The organism is Mycobacterium sp. GA-0227b (assembly GCF_001499855.1).
Lineage (GTDB): Bacteria > Actinomycetota > Actinomycetes > Mycobacteriales > Mycobacteriaceae > Mycobacterium.
On the sequence record NZ_LQIK01000007.1, the window covers coordinates 105,207 to 121,244 of the forward strand.

The window sequence follows — 16,038 nt, forward strand, 5'->3', positions numbered from 1 at the left end:
GCGGATATACAATCGCTGCATGACTGACGGTCCCCTCGAGTTCACGGTTGAGCGCAATGCGAACCCGGCGAGCGACGAGGTACGGGCCTCGATACTGGCCAATCCCGGATTCGGCCGGTACCACACCGACCACATGGTGTCGATCGATTACGCCGAGGGTGAGGGTTGGCACAACGCGCGGGTGATCCCGTACGGCCCCATCGAGCTCGACCCCTCGGCGATCGTGCTGCACTACGCACAGGAGATCTTCGAGGGGCTCAAGGCCTACCGCTGGGGGGACGGCTCGATCGTCTCGTTCCGGCCCGAGGCGAACGCCCGACGGCTACGTCTCTCGGCGCGTCGACTCGCGATCCCGGAACTGCCCGCGGAGGTGTTCATCGAGTCGCTGCGCCAGCTGATCTCCGTCGACGAGCCCTGGGTTCCGGCCGCCGGCGGTGAGGAGTCGCTGTATCTTCGGCCGTTCGTGTTCGCGACCGAGCCGGGTCTCGGCGTGCGGCCCGCAACCGAATACCGCTACCTCGTCATCGGCTCACCCGCAGGTGCCTATTTCAAGGGCGGCATCAAACCGGTCAGCGTGTGGTTGTCCACCGAATACGTGCGGGCCTGCCCGGGCGGTACCGGCGCCGCGAAATTCGGCGGCAACTACGCCGCTTCGCTGCTAGCGCAGGCCCAGGCCGCGGACAACGACTGCGACCAGGTGGTGTGGTTGGACGCCGCCGAACGCCGCTATGTCGAAGAGATGGGCGGGATGAACCTGTTCTTCGTGTTCGGCAGCGGCGGGTCCGCGCGGCTCGTCACGCCCGAGCTGAGCGGCTCCATCCTGCCCGGCGTAACGCGAGATTCCTTGCTGCAGTTGGCTTCCGACGCCGGTTTCACGGTCGAAGAGCGCAAGATCGACGTGGACGAGTGGCAGAAGAAGGCGGCCGCGGGCGAGATCACCGAGGTGTTCGCCTGCGGCACCGCGGCGGTCATCACCCCGGTCGCCCGCGTCAAACACGCCGACGGCGAGTTCACCATCGCCGACGGCGGGCCGGGGGAGATCACGATGGCGCTGCGCGACACGCTCACCGGGATCCAGCGCGGCACCTTCGCCGATACCCACGGCTGGATGGCCCGACTCGGCTGAGCCGGCGTTCCCCGGCGCCGCTCAGCGGATGGCGAGACCCAGTGCGGCGACAGCGGTCGTCACCTCGATCGCGGCGCCGAGCACGTCTCCGGTGACGCCGCCGAAGCGCCGGACACAGTGCGCCACGAGCAGCGCCCCGCACGACACCGCGACGATCACCGCCAGCGGCCCCTGCCACGGCCGCGGGCCGGCGAACGCGGCCAACGCCGCGGCCGCGACGATCCACGCGGCGGCCACCGCGACCGGTTGGGTGCCCGCGACCCGTGCGCCCAGCGCACTGCCCGCTGCGGCGGGCACGCCGCGCCTGCACGCCAGCACCGCCGCGACGCGACCCGCCACGACCGCCGCCACCAACCCCACGGAGGTCAACCCGGCGAACGCGAAAGCCTGCACCAGGAGGACAATGACCACGGCGGCGACGCCGAACGGACCCGCCGAGCCGTCGCGCATCACCTCGAGCGCGCGTTCCGGCGGCCCGTAACAGCCCAGCCCGTCGGCGGTGTCGGCGAGCCCGTCGACGTGCAGCCCGCGGGTCAGCGCCACCACCACCGCCACCGCCAACACACCCGCCAGGGGTCCCGGCCCGAACGCCCACGACGCCGCCCACAGCGTTGCGGCCGCCAGCCCGCCGATCGCGGCGCCGGCCACCGGCAACGCGGTCAGTGCCCCGCGGCCGAATGCCGCCGTGGTGGGCGCCGGGAGGACGGTGCCGAACGCGAACGCCCCGGTGAGCGAACGGATCACGGGCTAGTACTCCTCGGATGCAGGGGTGACGCCCGCTTCGTCGAACGTCGCCATCGACGCCAGCGCGGCCACCGCCGCCCGTACGACAGGCAACGCGACCGCCGCCCCGGTGCCCTCGCCGAGGCGCATCCGCATGTCCAGGATCGGATCGAGGCCAAGCCGATCCAGTGCCACCGCGTGCGCCGGTTCGGGGGATCGGTGTGCGGCCTGCCACCACAGGCGGGCGCCCGTCGCAAGGCGCTCGGCCACCAACGCCGCCGCGGTCACCACCAGGCCGTCGAGCAGCAGCGGCGTGCGCCGCACGGCGGCCTGGGCGCAGAAGCCGGCCATCGCCGCGATATCCGCGCCACCGCAGATCCGCAGGAGCGCAGCAGGATCGGTGACGCTGGCGCGGCCGCGGTACAGCGCGTCGCGGACCGCGGCGGTCTTGCGTGCCCACCCCGCGTCGTCCACGCCCGTGCCGCGACCGACCACGGCGACCGGTTCCGAGTCGCTGAGCGCCGCAACCAAAGTCGTTGCCGGAGTTGTGTTTCCGATGCCCATATCGCCGGCGATCAGCAGGTCGGCGCCGGAGTCCACCTCGTCGTCAGCGATCCGCCGACCGGCCTCGAGCGCCGCGGTGAGTTCGTCGGCGCTCAAGGCGTCCTCGACGGCGATGTTGCCGCTGCCGCGGCGCACCTTGTGCGCGCCGACCGACGGTGAGTGCGGTTGCGGCGTGTCGACCGCGATGTCGACCACTCGCACGGTTGCGCCCGCCACCTCGGCGAGCACGTTGATCGCGGCGCCGCCGGCATCGAAGTTGGCGACCATTTGCGCGGTGACATCGGCCCGGTAGGCCGACACCCCGGCCGCTGCGACGCCGTGGTCACCGGCGAACACGACTATCCGGGCCCGCTGGAACTGCCGAGGTGGGCACATCCCCTGGCACGATGCGACCCAGACCGCGAGGTCCTCCAGCCTGCCCAGCGAGCCGGGCGGCTTGGTGAGCCGGTTCTGCCGCTCCCGCGCGGCGGCGGCCACGTCGGCGTCGGGTGACTCTACGGCGGGAAAGTCCGTCACACCGGCTCCTTCACCGAGACGGGTTGTCCGGCGATGACCAGCACCACCCGGTCGCACACCGCGGCGAGCCGCTGGTTGAGCGAACCCAGTTCGTCGGCGAATCGGCGGCCCGCCGCCGTCGCGGGCACCACGGTCAGCCCGACCTCGGGGCTGACCACCGCAAGCGGCGCGGAGAACCCGCCCACCGCGTCGAGCAGATCGTCGACGTCCGCGGCGACCGAGCCGCCGGTCCACGCGCCCGACCTGTCCATCGCCGCGGTCAGCCATGAGCCGATGTCGTCGACCAGGGTTGCGATGTGTTCGGTCCGCAATTGCGTTGCCACATCTGCTGTTTCGACGGTCGACCACCGATCCTGCCTGCGCTGCCGGTGGGCGGCGACCCGGGCAGCCCAGTCGGGATCGTCGGCGGGCGCAGGCCCGGTAGCAAGGTAGCGCAGCGGTGGCGAACCGGTATCGGCGAGCGCCGCTTCGGCCCACTGCGACTTACCCGACCGGATGCCGCCGAGCACCAGGGTGCGCACCGGGCTCAGGCGACCTTGTCGCCGCGGTTCACCTGCGGACGGGGTGCCCGCATCCGGCGCAGCTGCGAGGCGCGGCTGGCCGCGTAAAACCCGAGCTTCCAACCGGTTTCGGTGTTGTCAGGGAATTTCGCGTCGACCTTACGGTTGACGCGCCGGCCGAGGATGAAGCCGTCGATCACCATGATGAGCACGAGCACGAGCATCGCGGGGGAGATCAGGCGCTGCACCTGTACCGAGGGCACCGCCAGCATCACGAAGATCAGGCCCAGGGCCGACGGCATGAACAGCCCGAGCACGTTGCGGCGGGAGTCCACCAGATCGCGCACATAGCGGCGCACCGGTCCACGATCCCGCGGCAGCAGGTAGGCCTCCTCGCCGGCCATCATCTTCTCGCGGCGTTGGGTCATCTGTTCGCGGCGCGCGGCCTTGTCCGCTCGGCGTTCCTCACGGCTCAGTTTGGAGCGCATCTCTTTGCGGCGGCGACGCGCCTCGGCGGCCGTCATCGGCGCGGGCGCCACCGGCCCGCGCTTGCGGGCGTCGCGCTTGGGCGTCGGCCTGCCCTTGGGGGCCGTGGTGCGCGCCGCCGTGGCGTCCTCGGCCAACTCCGTCTCCACTGTGGCGTCGGCCACACCGGTGCCCGAGTCGGGTTCCTTGTCTTTCTTACGGCCCAGCAGGTTCACGCTGCCAGGTTACTTCTGCCGCAGACGGCCGCGACGGCCTGGGGACAGACTCGGGAATAGCGGCCGAACGGGGTACCGTTGAACCAGTAACGCGCACCCGATGAGGCCTCACAGGAGACGTAATGACAGTTCAGGGAGAGTCGGCAACCGCCACCCACGGCGTGATCCTGACCGACGCTGCCGCCGCCAAGGCCAAGGCGTTGCTGGACCAGGAGGGCCGCGACGACCTCGCCCTGCGTATCGCCGTGCAGCCGGGCGGCTGCGCCGGCCTGCGCTACAACCTGTTCTTCGACGACCGGTCGCTCGACGGTGACCTGTCCGTGGAGTTCGGCGGCGTGAACCTGACGGTGGACCGGATGAGCGCGCCGTATGTGCAGGGTGCGACCATCGACTTCGTCGACAGCATCGAGAAGCAGGGCTTCACGATCGACAACCCCAACGCCACGGGTTCGTGCGCCTGCGGCGACTCGTTCAACTGACCGGACCAGATCAGTACTGGCCGCCCGTGCGCGGCAGGTAGGAGCACACCAGGATCTCGTTGCCCTGCGACAGCAGCTGGGCGACGGCCTGCTGTTCGTCGGTGTCGGGCCGGTCCCGTCGTGATCCGCTGGCCGGCGTCACCCGCATGGTGAACAGCACCTGCGCCTGATTCGGCGAGGGCATCACGATCTTGTCGATCGACGTGACCTCGGCGCTGTTGTACTGCTTGCGGAACGCATCGCCGGACAACCTGGCCAGCGCCAGATCCGAGCGCTTCTCCTTGACCGCGTCGAACAACCCGCACAGGGTGTGCCGCGCCACGGTCTCGGTGTCGCCGTTGGTCAGCGCGTCCAGATACTCCTGGATCGCGGCTTTGGCCGACGCCTCGCTCAGCGCGCTCGACTGCGGTGCATCCTCGTCGCCGCCGGCGAAGACGATTCCGGCCACCACCGCCGCGATCACCGCCACCGCCAGCACCACTGCGGCCACGATCGGCCACCGCCGCCGTTTCCGGTACTGCACCGGCGGCGGCAGAGTGCCCGGATACGCCGAGGGCATGTTCTCCGGGTACGGGAACGGTTGAGGATACGTTTGCGGGGCGGTCGGTCCAGCGCCGTATTCGGGCGGGTACGGACCGGTCATCGCTTTGCTCCCCCGGGAGGTGGCCAGGAAGGTGCCTGTCTACAGTGGCTGACGGGCTTTTGTAGGCAGGTTAGCGCACTAGAATTACCTAGGCGACTTAACAAATGAAGGGGATAGTTCGTGACAATTGCGGTGACCGGATCGATTGCGACCGACCATCTGATGCGGTTCCCGGGGAGATTCTCCGAACAACTGCTGCCCGATCACCTTCAGAAAGTCTCGTTGAGTTTCCTTGTCGACGATCTGGTCGTGCACCGCGGCGGGGTCGCGGGCAACATGGCGTTCGCCATCGGTGTGCTGGGCGGTGACGTGGCGCTGGTGGGCGCCGTCGGCCGCGACTTCGACGACTACCGCAGCTGGCTGGAGTCCGTCGGGGTGGACACCGAGAGCGTGCTCGTCTCCGAGACCGCCTACACCGCTCGGTTCGTCTGCACGACCGATGACGCCATGGCGCAGATCGCGTCGTTCTATCCGGGCGCCATGTCCGAGGCGCGCAACATCTCGCTGGCCGACCTCACGAAACGGATCGGCACGCCGGAACTGGTGATCGTCGGCGCCAACGATCCCGACGCGATGTTCCTGCACACCGAGGAGTGCCGCCGGCTCGGCCTGGCCTTCGCCGCCGATCCCTCCCAGCAGTTGGCCCGGCTGACCGGTGAGGAGATCCGCAAGCTGATCGACGGCGCCACCTATCTGTTCACCAACGACTACGAGTGGGACCTGCTGCTGCAGAAGTCCGGCTGGAGTGAGGCGCAGGTGATGAGCCAGATCGGGTTGCGCGTCACCACGCTGGGCCCCAAGGGCGTGGACCTGGTCAGCTCGGACGGCACGTTCATCCACGTCGGGGTGGTGCCCGAAAAGCACAAGGCAGATCCGACCGGCATCGGGGACGCGTTCCGCGCCGGCTTCTTGACCGGTCGCAGCGCCGGGCTCAGCCTGGAGCGCTCCGCTCAGCTCGCCTCGCTGGTGGCCGTGCTGGTGTTCGAGGCGCCGGGCCCGCAGGAGTGGAGCTGGGACCCTCAGGAGGCGGTGCAGCGGCTCGGCGACGCCTACGGCGACGAGGCCGCCGCGGAGATCGCGCAGGCGCTCAAGTAGCTACAGCTGCACGGGATAGGTCGGCTCGCCGATCTGCGGAGTGATGCTGTGCTCGACGAAGATCGCATGCCACAGCATGAAGATCAGGACGGTCCACAGCCGGCGGCTGTGATCGCTTGTGCCGCTGCGATGTTCGTCGAGCATGGTGCGTACCGCCGCGAGGTCGATCAGGCCGCCGGCCTGTGATGAGTTGACCATCGAATAAGCCCACTCGAGCAGCTCGCCGGCCCGCAGCCAATGCCGGATCGGCACCGGGAAGCCCAGCTTCGGCCGGTTCAGCACATGCGCCGGGACGATCGGCTCGAGCGCTCGGCGCAACGCGAATTTGGTTGTCGCCCTGGTGATCTTCTGGTCATAGGGGAGTCGGGACGCGACCGCGAAGACCTCGGGGTCCAGAAACGGCACGCGCAGTTCCAGCGAGTTCGCCATGGTCATCTTGTCGGCCTTGACGAGGATGTCGCCGCGCAGCCAGGTGAAGAGGTCGACGTGCTGCATGCGGGCGACGGGATCCCACCCCGCCGACGCGGCGTACACCGGTGCGGTCACGTCGGTGTGCGTCCATTCCTGGCGGAAGCCGGGCAGCACCGCCCGCAGCTGCGCGTCCGAGAAGCTGCGCGCGTTGCCGTAGTAGCGCTCTTCGAGCGTGAGCGAGCCGCGATGCAGCAGGCTCTTGCCACGCAGTCCCTCCGGCAGCGGCCGCGACGCCCGCCCCAGTGACCGCCGCAGCGGCCGGGGCAGATACTCGAACGGCCGCAGCGACAACGGCTCCCGGTAGATGGTGTAGCCGCCGAACAACTCGTCGGCGCCCTCGCCGGACAGCACCACCTTGACATGCTTGCGGGCCTCGCGGGCGATGAAGAACAGCGGTACCAGCGCGGGATCGGCGACGGGTTCGTCGAGATACCAAACGATTTCGGGCAGCGCTGCGACGAATTCGGCCTGGTTGACCACCTTGGCGACGTGTCTGGCGCCGATCGCCTCGGCCGAGGCGACCGCGACGTCAACCTCGGAGAAGCCCTCACGCTCGAAACCCGTCGTGAACGTGATCAGCCGCGGGTTGTGGCGCATGGCCAGCGCGGCGATCGCAGTCGAGTCGATACCGCCGGACAGGAATGCGCCGACGGTCACGTCGGCGCGCATGTGCTTGGCGACCGAATCCTCGAGCACCGCGGTGATCTCGTCGTAGCGCTCCTGCTCGCGTCCTGCCACAAAAGGCACTGCGGCGAACCGAGGATGGAAGTAGCGCGTCACCTCGGGTTGGCCGCCCGGGCGGATGCGCGCGTAGCAGCCGGACTCCAGCCGGCGCACGCCGCGTTGCAGGGTTTCGGGCTCCGGCACGTACTGCAGCACGGTGTAGTGCTGCACGGCGCGCTCGTCGATCGACAGGTCGATGCCCAGCGTGTCGGCCAGGTCGAGCAGGCACTTCTTCTCGCTGCCGACCGCGGTGCCCCCGGCGCCACCGGCCAGGTAGAGCGGCTTGATGCCGAACGGGTCGCGGGCGCAGAACAGCTCACCGCGCTCGGAGTCCCACAGCGCGAACGCGAACATGCCGCGCAGCCGGGTCAACGCGTCGGTGCCCCAGTGGTGGTAGGCCGCGATGATTGCCTCGCCGTCACCGTCGGTGGTGAAAGTCGCGCCGTGGCGGGCCGACAACTCCTTCCGCAGTTCGAGGTAGTTGTAGATCTCTCCGTTGAACACCAGCACATAGCGGCCGGGCGCTTCCGGCGGTCCCCATCGCAGCGGCTGATGGCTGTGCGCGATGTCGATGATCGACAGCCGGTTGAACCCCAGCACGACCCGATCGTCCGACCAGGTCCCGGGCTCGTCGGGGCCGCGGTGACGCATCAGATGCGACGCCCCGGACACCGCCTCGACCAGGCCGGGGGAGAGCTCAGCGGACGGGTCACGCAACAGGGCCAGCAGTCCGCACACGGCGCCAGTATGCCTAATCGATGAGGTGTGTTCAGACCGGCACCCGGGCGTGGTCTACGCTGCGTAGTATTCGCTCCGGAAACTGACCGCGCCGCGGTCGCGCGTCACCGACTTCTAGGAGGCTTCAACGTGACACCTCGCGGGCTGAAGGCGGTGGCGCGAACGGCGTCGCTGTCAATCGTCCTGGGTGCTACGGCGTTGCTGCTCAGCGGCTGCAGCTGGTCCGAGGTGCTGGGTCTGGGGTGGCCGAACGGCATCACCCCCGAAGCCCACCTCAACCGCGAACTATGGATCGGCTCCGTGATCGCCTCGCTGGTCGTCGGCGCGATCGTGTGGGGCCTGATCTTCTGGACTTCGGCGTTTCACCGGGCCAAGAAGACCGACACCGAGTTGCCGCGCCAGTTCGGCTACAACATGCCGCTGGAACTGGTTTTGACCGTGGTGCCGTTCCTGATCATCTCGGTGCTGTTCTACTTCACCGTGGTGGTGCAGGAGAGGATGCTGCACGAGGAACCGAACCCCGAAGTCGTCGTCGACGTCACCGCCTTCCAGTGGAACTGGAAGTTCGGCTACCAGAAGGTGAACTTCTCCGACGGCACGTTCAACTATGACGGCGCCGACCCCGAGCGGGCGGCCGCGGTGGCGTCCGGTCCCGAGGGCCTGGAGGGCGAGCACGGCGGCGAGTTCGGCGTGATTGCGGGCAAGCACCCGCAGGACCGCTCGTATCTGGCGTTCGACAAGGTCGAGACGCTGGGGTCGTCGAACGAGATCCCGGTGCTGGTGGTGCCGTCGGGCAAGCGCATCGAGTTCCGGATCGCCTCGGCCGACGTCATCCACGGGTTCTGGGTGCCGGAGTTCCTGTTCAAGCGCGACGTGATGCCCGACCCGCGGGCGAACAACTCCGACAACACCTTCCAGATCAGCGAGATCAACCAGACCGGCGCCTTCGTCGGGCGGTGCACGGAGATGTGCGGCACCTACCACTCGATGATGAACTTCGAGCTACGGGTCGTGGAGCCCAACGACTTCAAGGCGTATCTGCAGCAGCGCATCGACGGCAAGACCAATGCCCAGGCGCTGCAGGCGATCAACCAGCCGCCGAAAGCCGTCACCACCCAACCGTTCGACACCCGTCGCGGTGAACTGGCGCCCCAGCAATCGCAGGCCAGCAAGTAGGGACATCACATGCATATCGAAGCCCGGCTGTTCGAGTTCCTGACCGCGTTCTTCATCCTCGCCGCCGTCGTCTACGCCGTGCTGACCGCAATGTTCCAGTACGGCGGCATCGAGTGGGCGGGCACCACCGCGCTGGTGCTGACCGCCGGCCTGACCCTGATCACCGGCACCTTCTTCCGGTTCGTGGCCCGGCGCCTGGACACCCGGCCGGAGGACTACGAGGACGCCGAGATCAGCGACGGCGCCGGCGAGCTCGGCTTCTTCAGCCCGCACAGCTGGTGGCCGGTGATGATCGCGCTGTCGGCGTCGATCACCGCGGTCGGTGTCGCGCTGTGGCTGCCCTGGCTCATCGTGGCGGGCATCTGCTTCGTGGTCACTACGGTCGCCGGCCTGGTGTTCGAGTACTACACCGGTCCCGAGAAGCACTGACCGACAAGGGGCAGCCCGCGGTGCGGGCGGCGCAAGGTCACAATCAGACCACCACTTCACCGGTAGACCGCGCCGCGTGATCCACCCGGGTGAGGCGGTTGGGTAATGTTGCCGAGGCACGGTCAGCCGCCGCCGGCCGAGCCGGTGGACCTTGTTGGCGTGTCGCGCCGGTTGAGTAGTCGAGAAGGATAGGCGTAAATGAGCGGGCCGAATCCCCCGGATGACGAAGGGGCGGATTTCCAGGCTAAGGAGCCGAGTCAGGAGCCGAGGCAGGAGCCGGATCAAACCGCCGGTGACCAGCCGGCTCCGGACACCAGCGAGACGGAGTTCTACTCGCGGGCGTACTCGGCGCCGGAGTCCGAGCAGTTCACTGCGGGCCCGTACGTGCCCGCCGACGCGTCGCTGTACGACTACGACAGCTACGAACCGGGCGACCCGGTCGACCAGCACACCCCGCCCCGGTGGCCGTGGGTCGTCGGCGTGGCGGCGATCGTCGCGGCCATCGCGCTGGTGGCGTCGGTCTCGGTACTGGTGACCCGAACCGACACCGACAATCTCGCCACACCGGAAACCTCGACCACCACCGTGGCACCGCCGGTGCAAGACGAGATCACCACCACCACACCGCCGCCTCCGCCGCCCGCACCCGCCGAGCCGCCGCCACCGCCGGCGCCGGCAACCACACAGCCGCCGTCACCGCCGCCCACGACGACCCGCGCGGGCCCGCGCCAGGTCACCTACTCGGTGACGGGAACCAAAGCACCGGGAGACATCATCACCGTGACCTACATCGACGCGTCCGGGCGCAGCCGCACCCAGCGCAACGTCTACATCCCGTGGTCATTGACCGTGACACCCATCTCGCAGTCCGAAGTCGGGTCGGTGCAGGCGTCGAGCCTGTTCCTGGTCAGCCGGCTCAACTGTTCGATCACCACGAGCGACGGGACGGTGCTGTCGTCGAACACCAACAACTCCGCGCAGACCAGCTGCTGATGACCTACGACACCGACGCGTCGGGGCGTTCACGGTTGAGCCCGGCACTGGATCCCAGCGAACTGGACCGCACGGACCGCATCCTGCTCGGCTCCTGCGCGGCAATCTGGCTGGTCGCCCTCGGCACCGGCGTGGCCGCCACCGTGGCGCTGGTGGACCTGGGCCGGGGGCACGCCGAGTCCCCAGGAGACGCCGGCACGCCCTGGCTGCTCTACACCGTCATCGGCATCTCGGCGGTGGTGATCATCGGGGCCGTGCCGCTGCTGCTGCGAGCGCGCCGGGAAGCCCTGGCCGAACCGCCACAGGCAGCCCGTCCAGCGTCGCCGGCCACCGAGAAGCTGAAGCCGGCGGGGGCAAGGGCGGGGCTCGAGGCCCAGTCGGCCTACGCGGCGCCCAGACCGCTGCGCAGTCTCGAAGCCTCCGAGCCAGGCTCGGCAGCCGTCGATCTGGTGTGGCTGCGCTGCGCCGTGGTGATCGCGTGCGCAATCGGTGTCGCCATGGTGGCCATCGGCGTGGCCACCTACCTGATGGCGGTGGACAGCAACGTCGCGGCGTGGGTCTTCTACGTGCTGACCGCGCTTGTCACGCTGGCCATGCCCGTGGTGCCGTGGTTCTACCTCAAAGAACTACGCGCTCTGCCGGATCAGCAGAGCGCGTAAGTTCTTCAAAGCGGGCGCTTTTCGGACCCCAACGGCCACGTCAGTGGTGGCCGTTGGGCGAATCCCCATCACCCGTGCCGTGTCCGTTCGGCGAGTCCCTGCGCGCCTGGTGTTCGGCCAGTGCGGTGAGCGCCTTGCGTTCGCCCGCGTGCTGCGCGGCGGTGATCGCCTCGTGTTCCTCGAGCGGATCGGCGGACAGGAAGCCTCCGGTGCCCGGAGCGCCCGCGGAGCCCAGCTTGTTCATCCGCTTGGGTAATGCCGCGCCCTGGTACTCCAACGGAATCGGATGACCGTGCTCGTCGACCGGCCCCAGCGGCTGGTGCAGCTCGATGTAGGCACCGTGCGGCAGCCGCTTGATGATGCCGGTCTCGATGCCGTGCTCGAGCACCTCGCGGTCACTGCGCTGCAGGCCGACGGCCCACCGGTACGCGATGTAGTAGACGATCGCGGGCAGCACCACCATGCCGATTCGGCCGATCCACGTCGTCGCGTTCAGCGAGATGTGGAACTTCAGCGCGATGATGTCGTTCATCGCGGCGAGCGTGAGCAGCATGTACAGCGAGATGGCCGCCGCGCCCAGCGCGGTGCGCACCGGGGCGTCGCGCGGACGCTGTAGCAGGTTGTGGTGTGCGGTGTCGCCGGTGAGCTTCTTCTCCAGATACGGGTAGGCGATCAGCAGTACGAAGACCAGCCCCATGAACAGCGCCACCCAGGTGGAGGCGGGGACGGTGTAGTTGCCGATGTAGATCTCCCAAGGCGGGAAGATACGTGCCACACCTTCGGTCCACATCATGTAGAAGTCGGGCTGGCTGCCCGCCGACACCTGAGAAGGCTTGTAGGGCCCGAGATTCCACACCGGGTTGATCGTCAGCAGCCCGCCCATCAGGCCGAGGATGCCGACGGTCATCGCGAAGAAAGCGCCGGACTTCACCGCGAACACCGGCATGACGCGCACGCCGACGACGTTGGTCTCGGTGCGACCCGGCCCCGGGAACTGGGTGTGCTTCTGGAACCACACCAGGGCCAGGTGAAGCCCGATGAGCGCCAACATGATTCCCGGGATCAGCAGGATGTGCAGTGCGTACATCCTGGGAATCCAGAAACCGTCGGTCGAGCACTCGTAGCCCACGCCGCCGCAGGGGAAGTCGCCGCCGAACAGCGCCCAGTGCAGCCAGGTGCCGATCACCGGCATCCCCAGCGAGATCGATGACAGCGCGGCGCGCAAGCCGATGCCCGAGAGCAGGTCGTCGGGCAGCGAGTAACCGAAGTAGCCCTCGAACATCGCCAGGATGAGCAGCAGCGCGCCGATCACCCAGTTCGCCTCACGCGGCCTGCGGAAGGCGCCGGTGAAGAAGATGCGAGCCAGGTGAACCATGATCGCGGCCGCGAAAAGCAGTGCCGCCCAATGGTGTATCTGACGGACGAACAAGCCGCCGCGGACCTCGAAGCTGATGTCGAGCGTGGATTCATACGCCTTGGACATCTGCACACCGCGCAGCGGCTGGTAGACGCCGTCGTAGGTGACCTCCGCCATGGACGGGTCGAAGAACAGCGTCAGATACACGCCGGTGATCAGCAGGACGATGAAGCTGTACAACGCGATCTCGCCCAGCAGGAACGACCAGTGGGTGGGGAACACCTTGTTTAGCTGACGCCGCACCGCCGCCGACGGGTGGTAGCGGGAATCGATGGCTTCGCCTTGCGCGGCCGCGATTTCGGCGAGTGCGGGCGGTTTCGGCAATTTTGGACTCATGCTGATTTCCGTTCCCAGAAGGCCGGCCCGACGGGTTCGATGAAGTCGCCGTTGGCGACGAGATACCCGTCCTGGTCGATGGTGATGGGCAGCTGCGCGAGGGCACGCGCAGCCGGGCCGAATATGGGTTTCGCGAAGTGCAACGCATCGAACTGCGACTGGTGGCACGGGCACAGGATGCGATAGGACTGCTGCTCGTAAAGCGAAGCGGGGCAACCCAGGTGGGAGCAGACCTTGGTGTAGGCGAACAGGTCGCCGAAGTTGAAGCTCTCCTGGCCCTTGCGCTTGACCACCCGGGGCATGTCCTGGGCCTTGATCCTGATCAGCATGACCGGGTTGCGCACACCCATCGCGATCTCGGCGAGGTGGTGGTGCGACTCGACGGTGGTGCCGTCACCGTCGGACTCGCGCCACGGAAACACGGTCTCCATGCCGCCGGCGTCGAGGTCTTCGGGCCGCATTTTGACGAACGTGCCATTGCCGGTGGAGCGGGCCAGGTAGATCGTCTCGCCCTCGTAGCGGGGCGTCCACCCGGACGTCCACAGCACGGCCTTCTTGCCTTCGGCGGTCTGCACCACCGGTTTCCACGGGTTCTTGATCAGACCCCCCATGAACGCCACCAGGGTGCCCAGACCGAACGCGCCCAGGCCGATGCCCAGCGACAGGCCGACGAGCTTGCGGCGCTTGATCGTCGAGCTCTCCAGCGCGTCGCTCAGGTTGGCCACGACCGTCTTGCGTTGGATCTCGGGGGAGCTGCCGTCATGGCGCTCCTGGATCGAGATCTCCTGGGGGATGAACTTCTTCTGGTACAGCACTGCGCCGATGCCGATCGCGAGGATCGACAGCCCGAACGTCAACCCATAGAGGGGAGTGGCCAGGCTGAACAGGAACTCACCCTCGGAGCCGGACGGCTTGTACTCCCAGGGCCAGAACAGGAACACCAGCACCAGCGCCAGACCCGAGAACCCGCCCAGCAGAAGCCAGTACGACACCACGCGGGCGCTGCGCTTCTCGGCTTTGGTGCCGGCGACGGGCCACCGGTCCTCCTTGTAGACGATCTCGACGCCGTCGAGCTTGCCGCCGAGTTCGAGGAGCTCCTCACGCGACATGGCCGCCAGTTCGGCGTCGGTGGGTTGACCCGGCACGCCGGCGTGGCCGGGCGCGTCGGTGCCCTTGGGAGTGTTCGCGGTGCCGTGGTCCGGCTCTCCATCCATGCGCGATCCGCCTCCGGCTTCTCGCTCGCTCATGCTCGCGCTCCGATCCACAAGGCCGCCGCGATGACGGCCACCATGCCGATGATCCAGGCCGCCATGCCCTCCGGCGCCGGGCCGAACCCGCCGAGGCCATAGCCGCCGTAGCTCGGGGTCTCCGCGGACTCGCGGACGTAGGCGACGATGTCGCGCTTCTCGTCCGGCGACAGCTGCCGGTCGGAGAACTTCGGCATGTTCTGCGGGCCGGTCAGCATCGCCGTGTAGATCTGCGCGGGCTTGGCGTCGCCGAGGTCGGGGGCGTACTTGCCCGACGACAGGGCGCCGCCCTTGCCGGTGAAGTTGTGGCACGACGCGCAGTTCAGCCGGAACAGGTCGCCGCCGCGGGCGACGTCGTCACCGAGCAGCGACTCCTGGGCGACGCGTCCGTTGTCGTCACGCGGGACGACCGGACCACCGCCGTTGGCCTGCACGTAGGCGCCGAGCGCGTCCGTCTGCGCCTCGTCGAACACCGGCGGCTTGTCCGGTGCCTGAGCCTCACCACGCATCGCGGGCATGCGGCCGGTGGACACCTGGAAGTAGACCGCCGCCTCGCCGACACCGATGAGGCTCGGCCCGCGATCCTCGACGCCCTGCAGGTTCACGCCGTGGCAGGTGACGCAGGACGTGTCGAACAGCTGCTTGCCCGTGCGCAGCAGCGCCGACTGCGATTCATCGGCGACCGCAACCTGTGGCGTCGGCGTGAGGGTGGCCGCCAGGCCACCGGCGACACCCAGCCCGAGCAGCAGCAGCACAGCACCTGACAGGCGCCGGCGCAGCCGACGGCGCGACTTGTCGGTCATCGAACCCCTTCTCATCGGAGACATCGGCAAGCCGATCAACGGACGAAGTAAATGACGGCGAACAACGCGATCCACACGATGTCGACGAAGTGCCAGTAGTACGACACCACGATCGCAGCGGTGGCCTGAGCTGGGGTGAACTTGCTCATCCGGGTGCGGGCCAACAGCAGCACGAACGCGACCAGCCCGCCGATCACGTGCAATCCGTGGAAGCCGGTGGCCATGTAGAACACCGAACCGTAGGCGCTGCTGGAGATGGTGGTGCCGTGGTGGACCAGCTGGATGTACTCGTAACCCTGGCCGAGCACGAAGAACAGCCCCATCAAAAACGTGACGACGTACCAGCGGCGCAGTCCGAAGATGTCGCCGCGCTCGGCGGCGAACACGCCCATCTGGCAGGTGAACGACGAGGCGATCAGCACCAGGGTGACCGGAACGGCCTGTACCAGGTTCAACTCCGTCGGCGGCGGCGGCCACTCGCCGCCCGCCTGCGAACGTGCGGTGAAGTACATCGCAAACAGGCCAGCAAAGAACATCAGCTCGCTGGACAGCCACACGATCGTGCCAACGCTGACCATGTTCGGCCGGTTCAGCGAATGTACTCGCGACGTGATTGCGGTTCCCGAAGCCCCTACAGCGCTCGTCACATGAGCAAGTATGACGCTTTGTAGTTGTCGAACTCCACCCGGGTCCGGAGTT

Annotated in this window: 17 protein-coding genes; 7 read left to right on the plus strand and 10 right to left on the minus strand. The window is 68.1% G+C overall.

Annotated features, from left to right (window positions below; all coding sequences use genetic code 11):
- Nucleotides 1–19: 19 nt before the first annotated feature.
- Nucleotides 20–1,126, plus strand: a complete 1,107-nt coding sequence (locus tag AU185_RS08220; protein ID WP_059098948.1) for a branched-chain amino acid aminotransferase — start codon at nt 20–22, stop codon at nt 1,124–1,126.
- A gap of 21 nt (nt 1,127–1,147) precedes the next feature.
- Here AU185_RS08220 and AU185_RS08225 read toward each other — a convergent pair whose 3' ends face one another.
- From AU185_RS08225 to AU185_RS08240, 4 genes are read right to left on the minus strand one after another with little or no spacing between them, the layout of a single operon-like run.
- Nucleotides 1,148–1,870, minus strand: a complete 723-nt coding sequence (locus AU185_RS08225; protein ID WP_059098893.1) for an adenosylcobinamide-GDP ribazoletransferase — start codon at nt 1,868–1,870, stop codon at nt 1,148–1,150.
- A gap of 3 nt (nt 1,871–1,873) precedes the next feature.
- The gene (gene cobT, locus AU185_RS08230) at nt 1,874–2,929 is read right to left on the minus strand and encodes a nicotinate-nucleotide--dimethylbenzimidazole phosphoribosyltransferase (protein WP_059098894.1); all 1,056 of its coding nucleotides are present in this window, start codon (nt 2,927–2,929) and stop codon (nt 1,874–1,876) included.
- Nucleotides 2,926–3,450 (minus strand): bifunctional adenosylcobinamide kinase/adenosylcobinamide-phosphate guanylyltransferase, encoded by a 525-nt coding sequence (locus tag AU185_RS08235; RefSeq protein WP_059098895.1) that lies wholly within the window; start codon nt 3,448–3,450, stop codon nt 2,926–2,928. Before AU185_RS08235 ends, cobT begins: the two co-directional genes overlap by 4 nt.
- Nucleotides 3,451–3,455: 5 nt before the next feature.
- Nucleotides 3,456–4,130 carry a DUF3043 domain-containing protein gene (locus AU185_RS08240; protein ID WP_082683794.1) on the minus strand — a complete coding sequence of 225 codons (675 nt, stop codon included), beginning with the start codon at nt 4,128–4,130 and terminating at the stop codon, nt 3,456–3,458.
- Between the two features lie 122 nt (nt 4,131–4,252).
- On the opposite strand from AU185_RS08240, the gene AU185_RS08245 reads away from it, so the two are divergent.
- Entirely contained in the window at nt 4,253–4,609 is a 357-nt protein-coding gene (locus AU185_RS08245; RefSeq protein ID WP_059098896.1) for a HesB/IscA family protein, read from the plus strand.
- A gap of 10 nt (nt 4,610–4,619) precedes the next feature.
- Here the strand turns inward: AU185_RS08245 and AU185_RS08250 are convergent, their stop codons facing one another.
- Complete coding sequence (locus tag AU185_RS08250; protein ID WP_059098897.1) at nt 4,620–5,252, minus strand: Rv0361 family membrane protein; 633 nt, start codon at nt 5,250–5,252, stop codon at nt 4,620–4,622.
- A 120-nt stretch (nt 5,253–5,372) separates the two neighbouring features.
- Here AU185_RS08250 and AU185_RS08255 point away from each other — a divergent pair, with 120 nt between their 5' ends.
- The gene (locus tag AU185_RS08255) at nt 5,373–6,347 is read left to right on the plus strand and encodes a carbohydrate kinase family protein (protein WP_059098898.1); all 975 of its coding nucleotides are present in this window, start codon (nt 5,373–5,375) and stop codon (nt 6,345–6,347) included.
- Here the strand turns inward: AU185_RS08255 and asnB are convergent, their stop codons facing one another.
- Nucleotides 6,348–8,279: an asparagine synthase (glutamine-hydrolyzing) gene (gene asnB, locus AU185_RS08260; RefSeq protein ID WP_059098899.1), complete on the minus strand. Its 1,932-nt coding sequence runs from the start codon at nt 8,277–8,279 to the stop codon at nt 6,348–6,350. It lies immediately after the preceding gene.
- Nucleotides 8,280–8,408: 129 nt separating this feature from the next.
- Here asnB and ctaC point away from each other — a divergent pair, with 129 nt between their 5' ends.
- The 4 genes from ctaC to AU185_RS08280 all read left to right on the plus strand — a co-directional run bounded on the left by ctaC (nt 8,409) and on the right by AU185_RS08280 (nt 11,536).
- Complete coding sequence (gene ctaC / locus AU185_RS08265; protein WP_059098900.1) at nt 8,409–9,455, plus strand: aa3-type cytochrome oxidase subunit II; 1,047 nt, start codon at nt 8,409–8,411, stop codon at nt 9,453–9,455.
- A gap of 9 nt (nt 9,456–9,464) precedes the next feature.
- Nucleotides 9,465–9,884, plus strand: a complete 420-nt coding sequence (locus tag AU185_RS08270) for a cytochrome c oxidase subunit 4 (protein WP_059098901.1) — start codon at nt 9,465–9,467, stop codon at nt 9,882–9,884.
- Nucleotides 9,885–10,082: 198 nt separating this feature from the next.
- The gene (locus AU185_RS08275; protein ID WP_059156957.1) at nt 10,083–10,877 is read left to right on the plus strand and encodes an MmpS family transport accessory protein; all 795 of its coding nucleotides are present in this window, start codon (nt 10,083–10,085) and stop codon (nt 10,875–10,877) included.
- Nucleotides 10,877–11,536 (plus strand): DUF2561 family protein, encoded by a 660-nt coding sequence (locus tag AU185_RS08280; protein WP_059098903.1) that lies wholly within the window; start codon nt 10,877–10,879, stop codon nt 11,534–11,536. The genes AU185_RS08275 and AU185_RS08280 overlap by 1 nt, the downstream gene beginning before the upstream one ends.
- Nucleotides 11,537–11,576: 40 nt before the next feature.
- Here the strand turns inward: AU185_RS08280 and qcrB are convergent, their stop codons facing one another.
- The 4 genes from qcrB to ctaE are packed head-to-tail and all read right to left on the minus strand — an operon-like array spanning nt 11,577 to nt 15,986.
- Nucleotides 11,577–13,289 (minus strand): cytochrome bc1 complex cytochrome b subunit, encoded by a 1,713-nt coding sequence (gene qcrB / locus AU185_RS08285; RefSeq protein ID WP_059098904.1) that lies wholly within the window; start codon nt 13,287–13,289, stop codon nt 11,577–11,579.
- The gene (gene qcrA, locus AU185_RS08290) at nt 13,286–14,503 is read right to left on the minus strand and encodes a cytochrome bc1 complex Rieske iron-sulfur subunit (RefSeq protein WP_059098950.1); all 1,218 of its coding nucleotides are present in this window, start codon (nt 14,501–14,503) and stop codon (nt 13,286–13,288) included. The genes qcrB and qcrA overlap by 4 nt, the downstream gene beginning before the upstream one ends.
- A 29-nt stretch (nt 14,504–14,532) precedes the next feature.
- Entirely contained in the window at nt 14,533–15,363 is an 831-nt protein-coding gene (gene qcrC, locus AU185_RS08295; protein WP_172800305.1) for a cytochrome bc1 complex diheme cytochrome c subunit, read from the minus strand.
- Between the two features lie 11 nt (nt 15,364–15,374).
- Nucleotides 15,375–15,986 (minus strand): aa3-type cytochrome oxidase subunit III, encoded by a 612-nt coding sequence (ctaE, locus tag AU185_RS08300; protein WP_059098906.1) that lies wholly within the window; start codon nt 15,984–15,986, stop codon nt 15,375–15,377.
- Nucleotides 15,987–16,038 lie beyond the last annotated feature (52 nt).

Bases quoted from the DNA above. Each gene is read 5' to 3' on its own strand.
- AU185_RS08280 (WP_059098903.1), top strand. From the start codon at position 10,877: ATGACCTACGACACCGACGCGTCGGGGCGTTCACGGTTGAGCCCGGCA.
- qcrC (WP_172800305.1), bottom strand. From the start codon at position 15,363: ATGTCTCCGATGAGAAGGGGTTCGATGACCGACAAGTCGCGCCGTCGG.
- AU185_RS08250 (WP_059098897.1), bottom strand. From the start codon at position 5,252: ATGACCGGTCCGTACCCGCCCGAATACGGCGCTGGACCGACCGCCCCG.
- AU185_RS08275 (WP_059156957.1), top strand. From the start codon at position 10,083: ATGAGCGGGCCGAATCCCCCGGATGACGAAGGGGCGGATTTCCAGGCT.
- AU185_RS08220 (WP_059098948.1), top strand. From the start codon at position 20: ATGACTGACGGTCCCCTCGAGTTCACGGTTGAGCGCAATGCGAACCCG.
- qcrA (WP_059098950.1), bottom strand. From the start codon at position 14,503: ATGGATGGAGAGCCGGACCACGGCACCGCGAACACTCCCAAGGGCACC.
- AU185_RS08245 (WP_059098896.1), top strand. From the start codon at position 4,253: ATGACAGTTCAGGGAGAGTCGGCAACCGCCACCCACGGCGTGATCCTG.
- AU185_RS08270 (WP_059098901.1), top strand. From the start codon at position 9,465: ATGCATATCGAAGCCCGGCTGTTCGAGTTCCTGACCGCGTTCTTCATC.
- qcrB (WP_059098904.1), bottom strand. From the start codon at position 13,289: ATGAGTCCAAAATTGCCGAAACCGCCCGCACTCGCCGAAATCGCGGCC.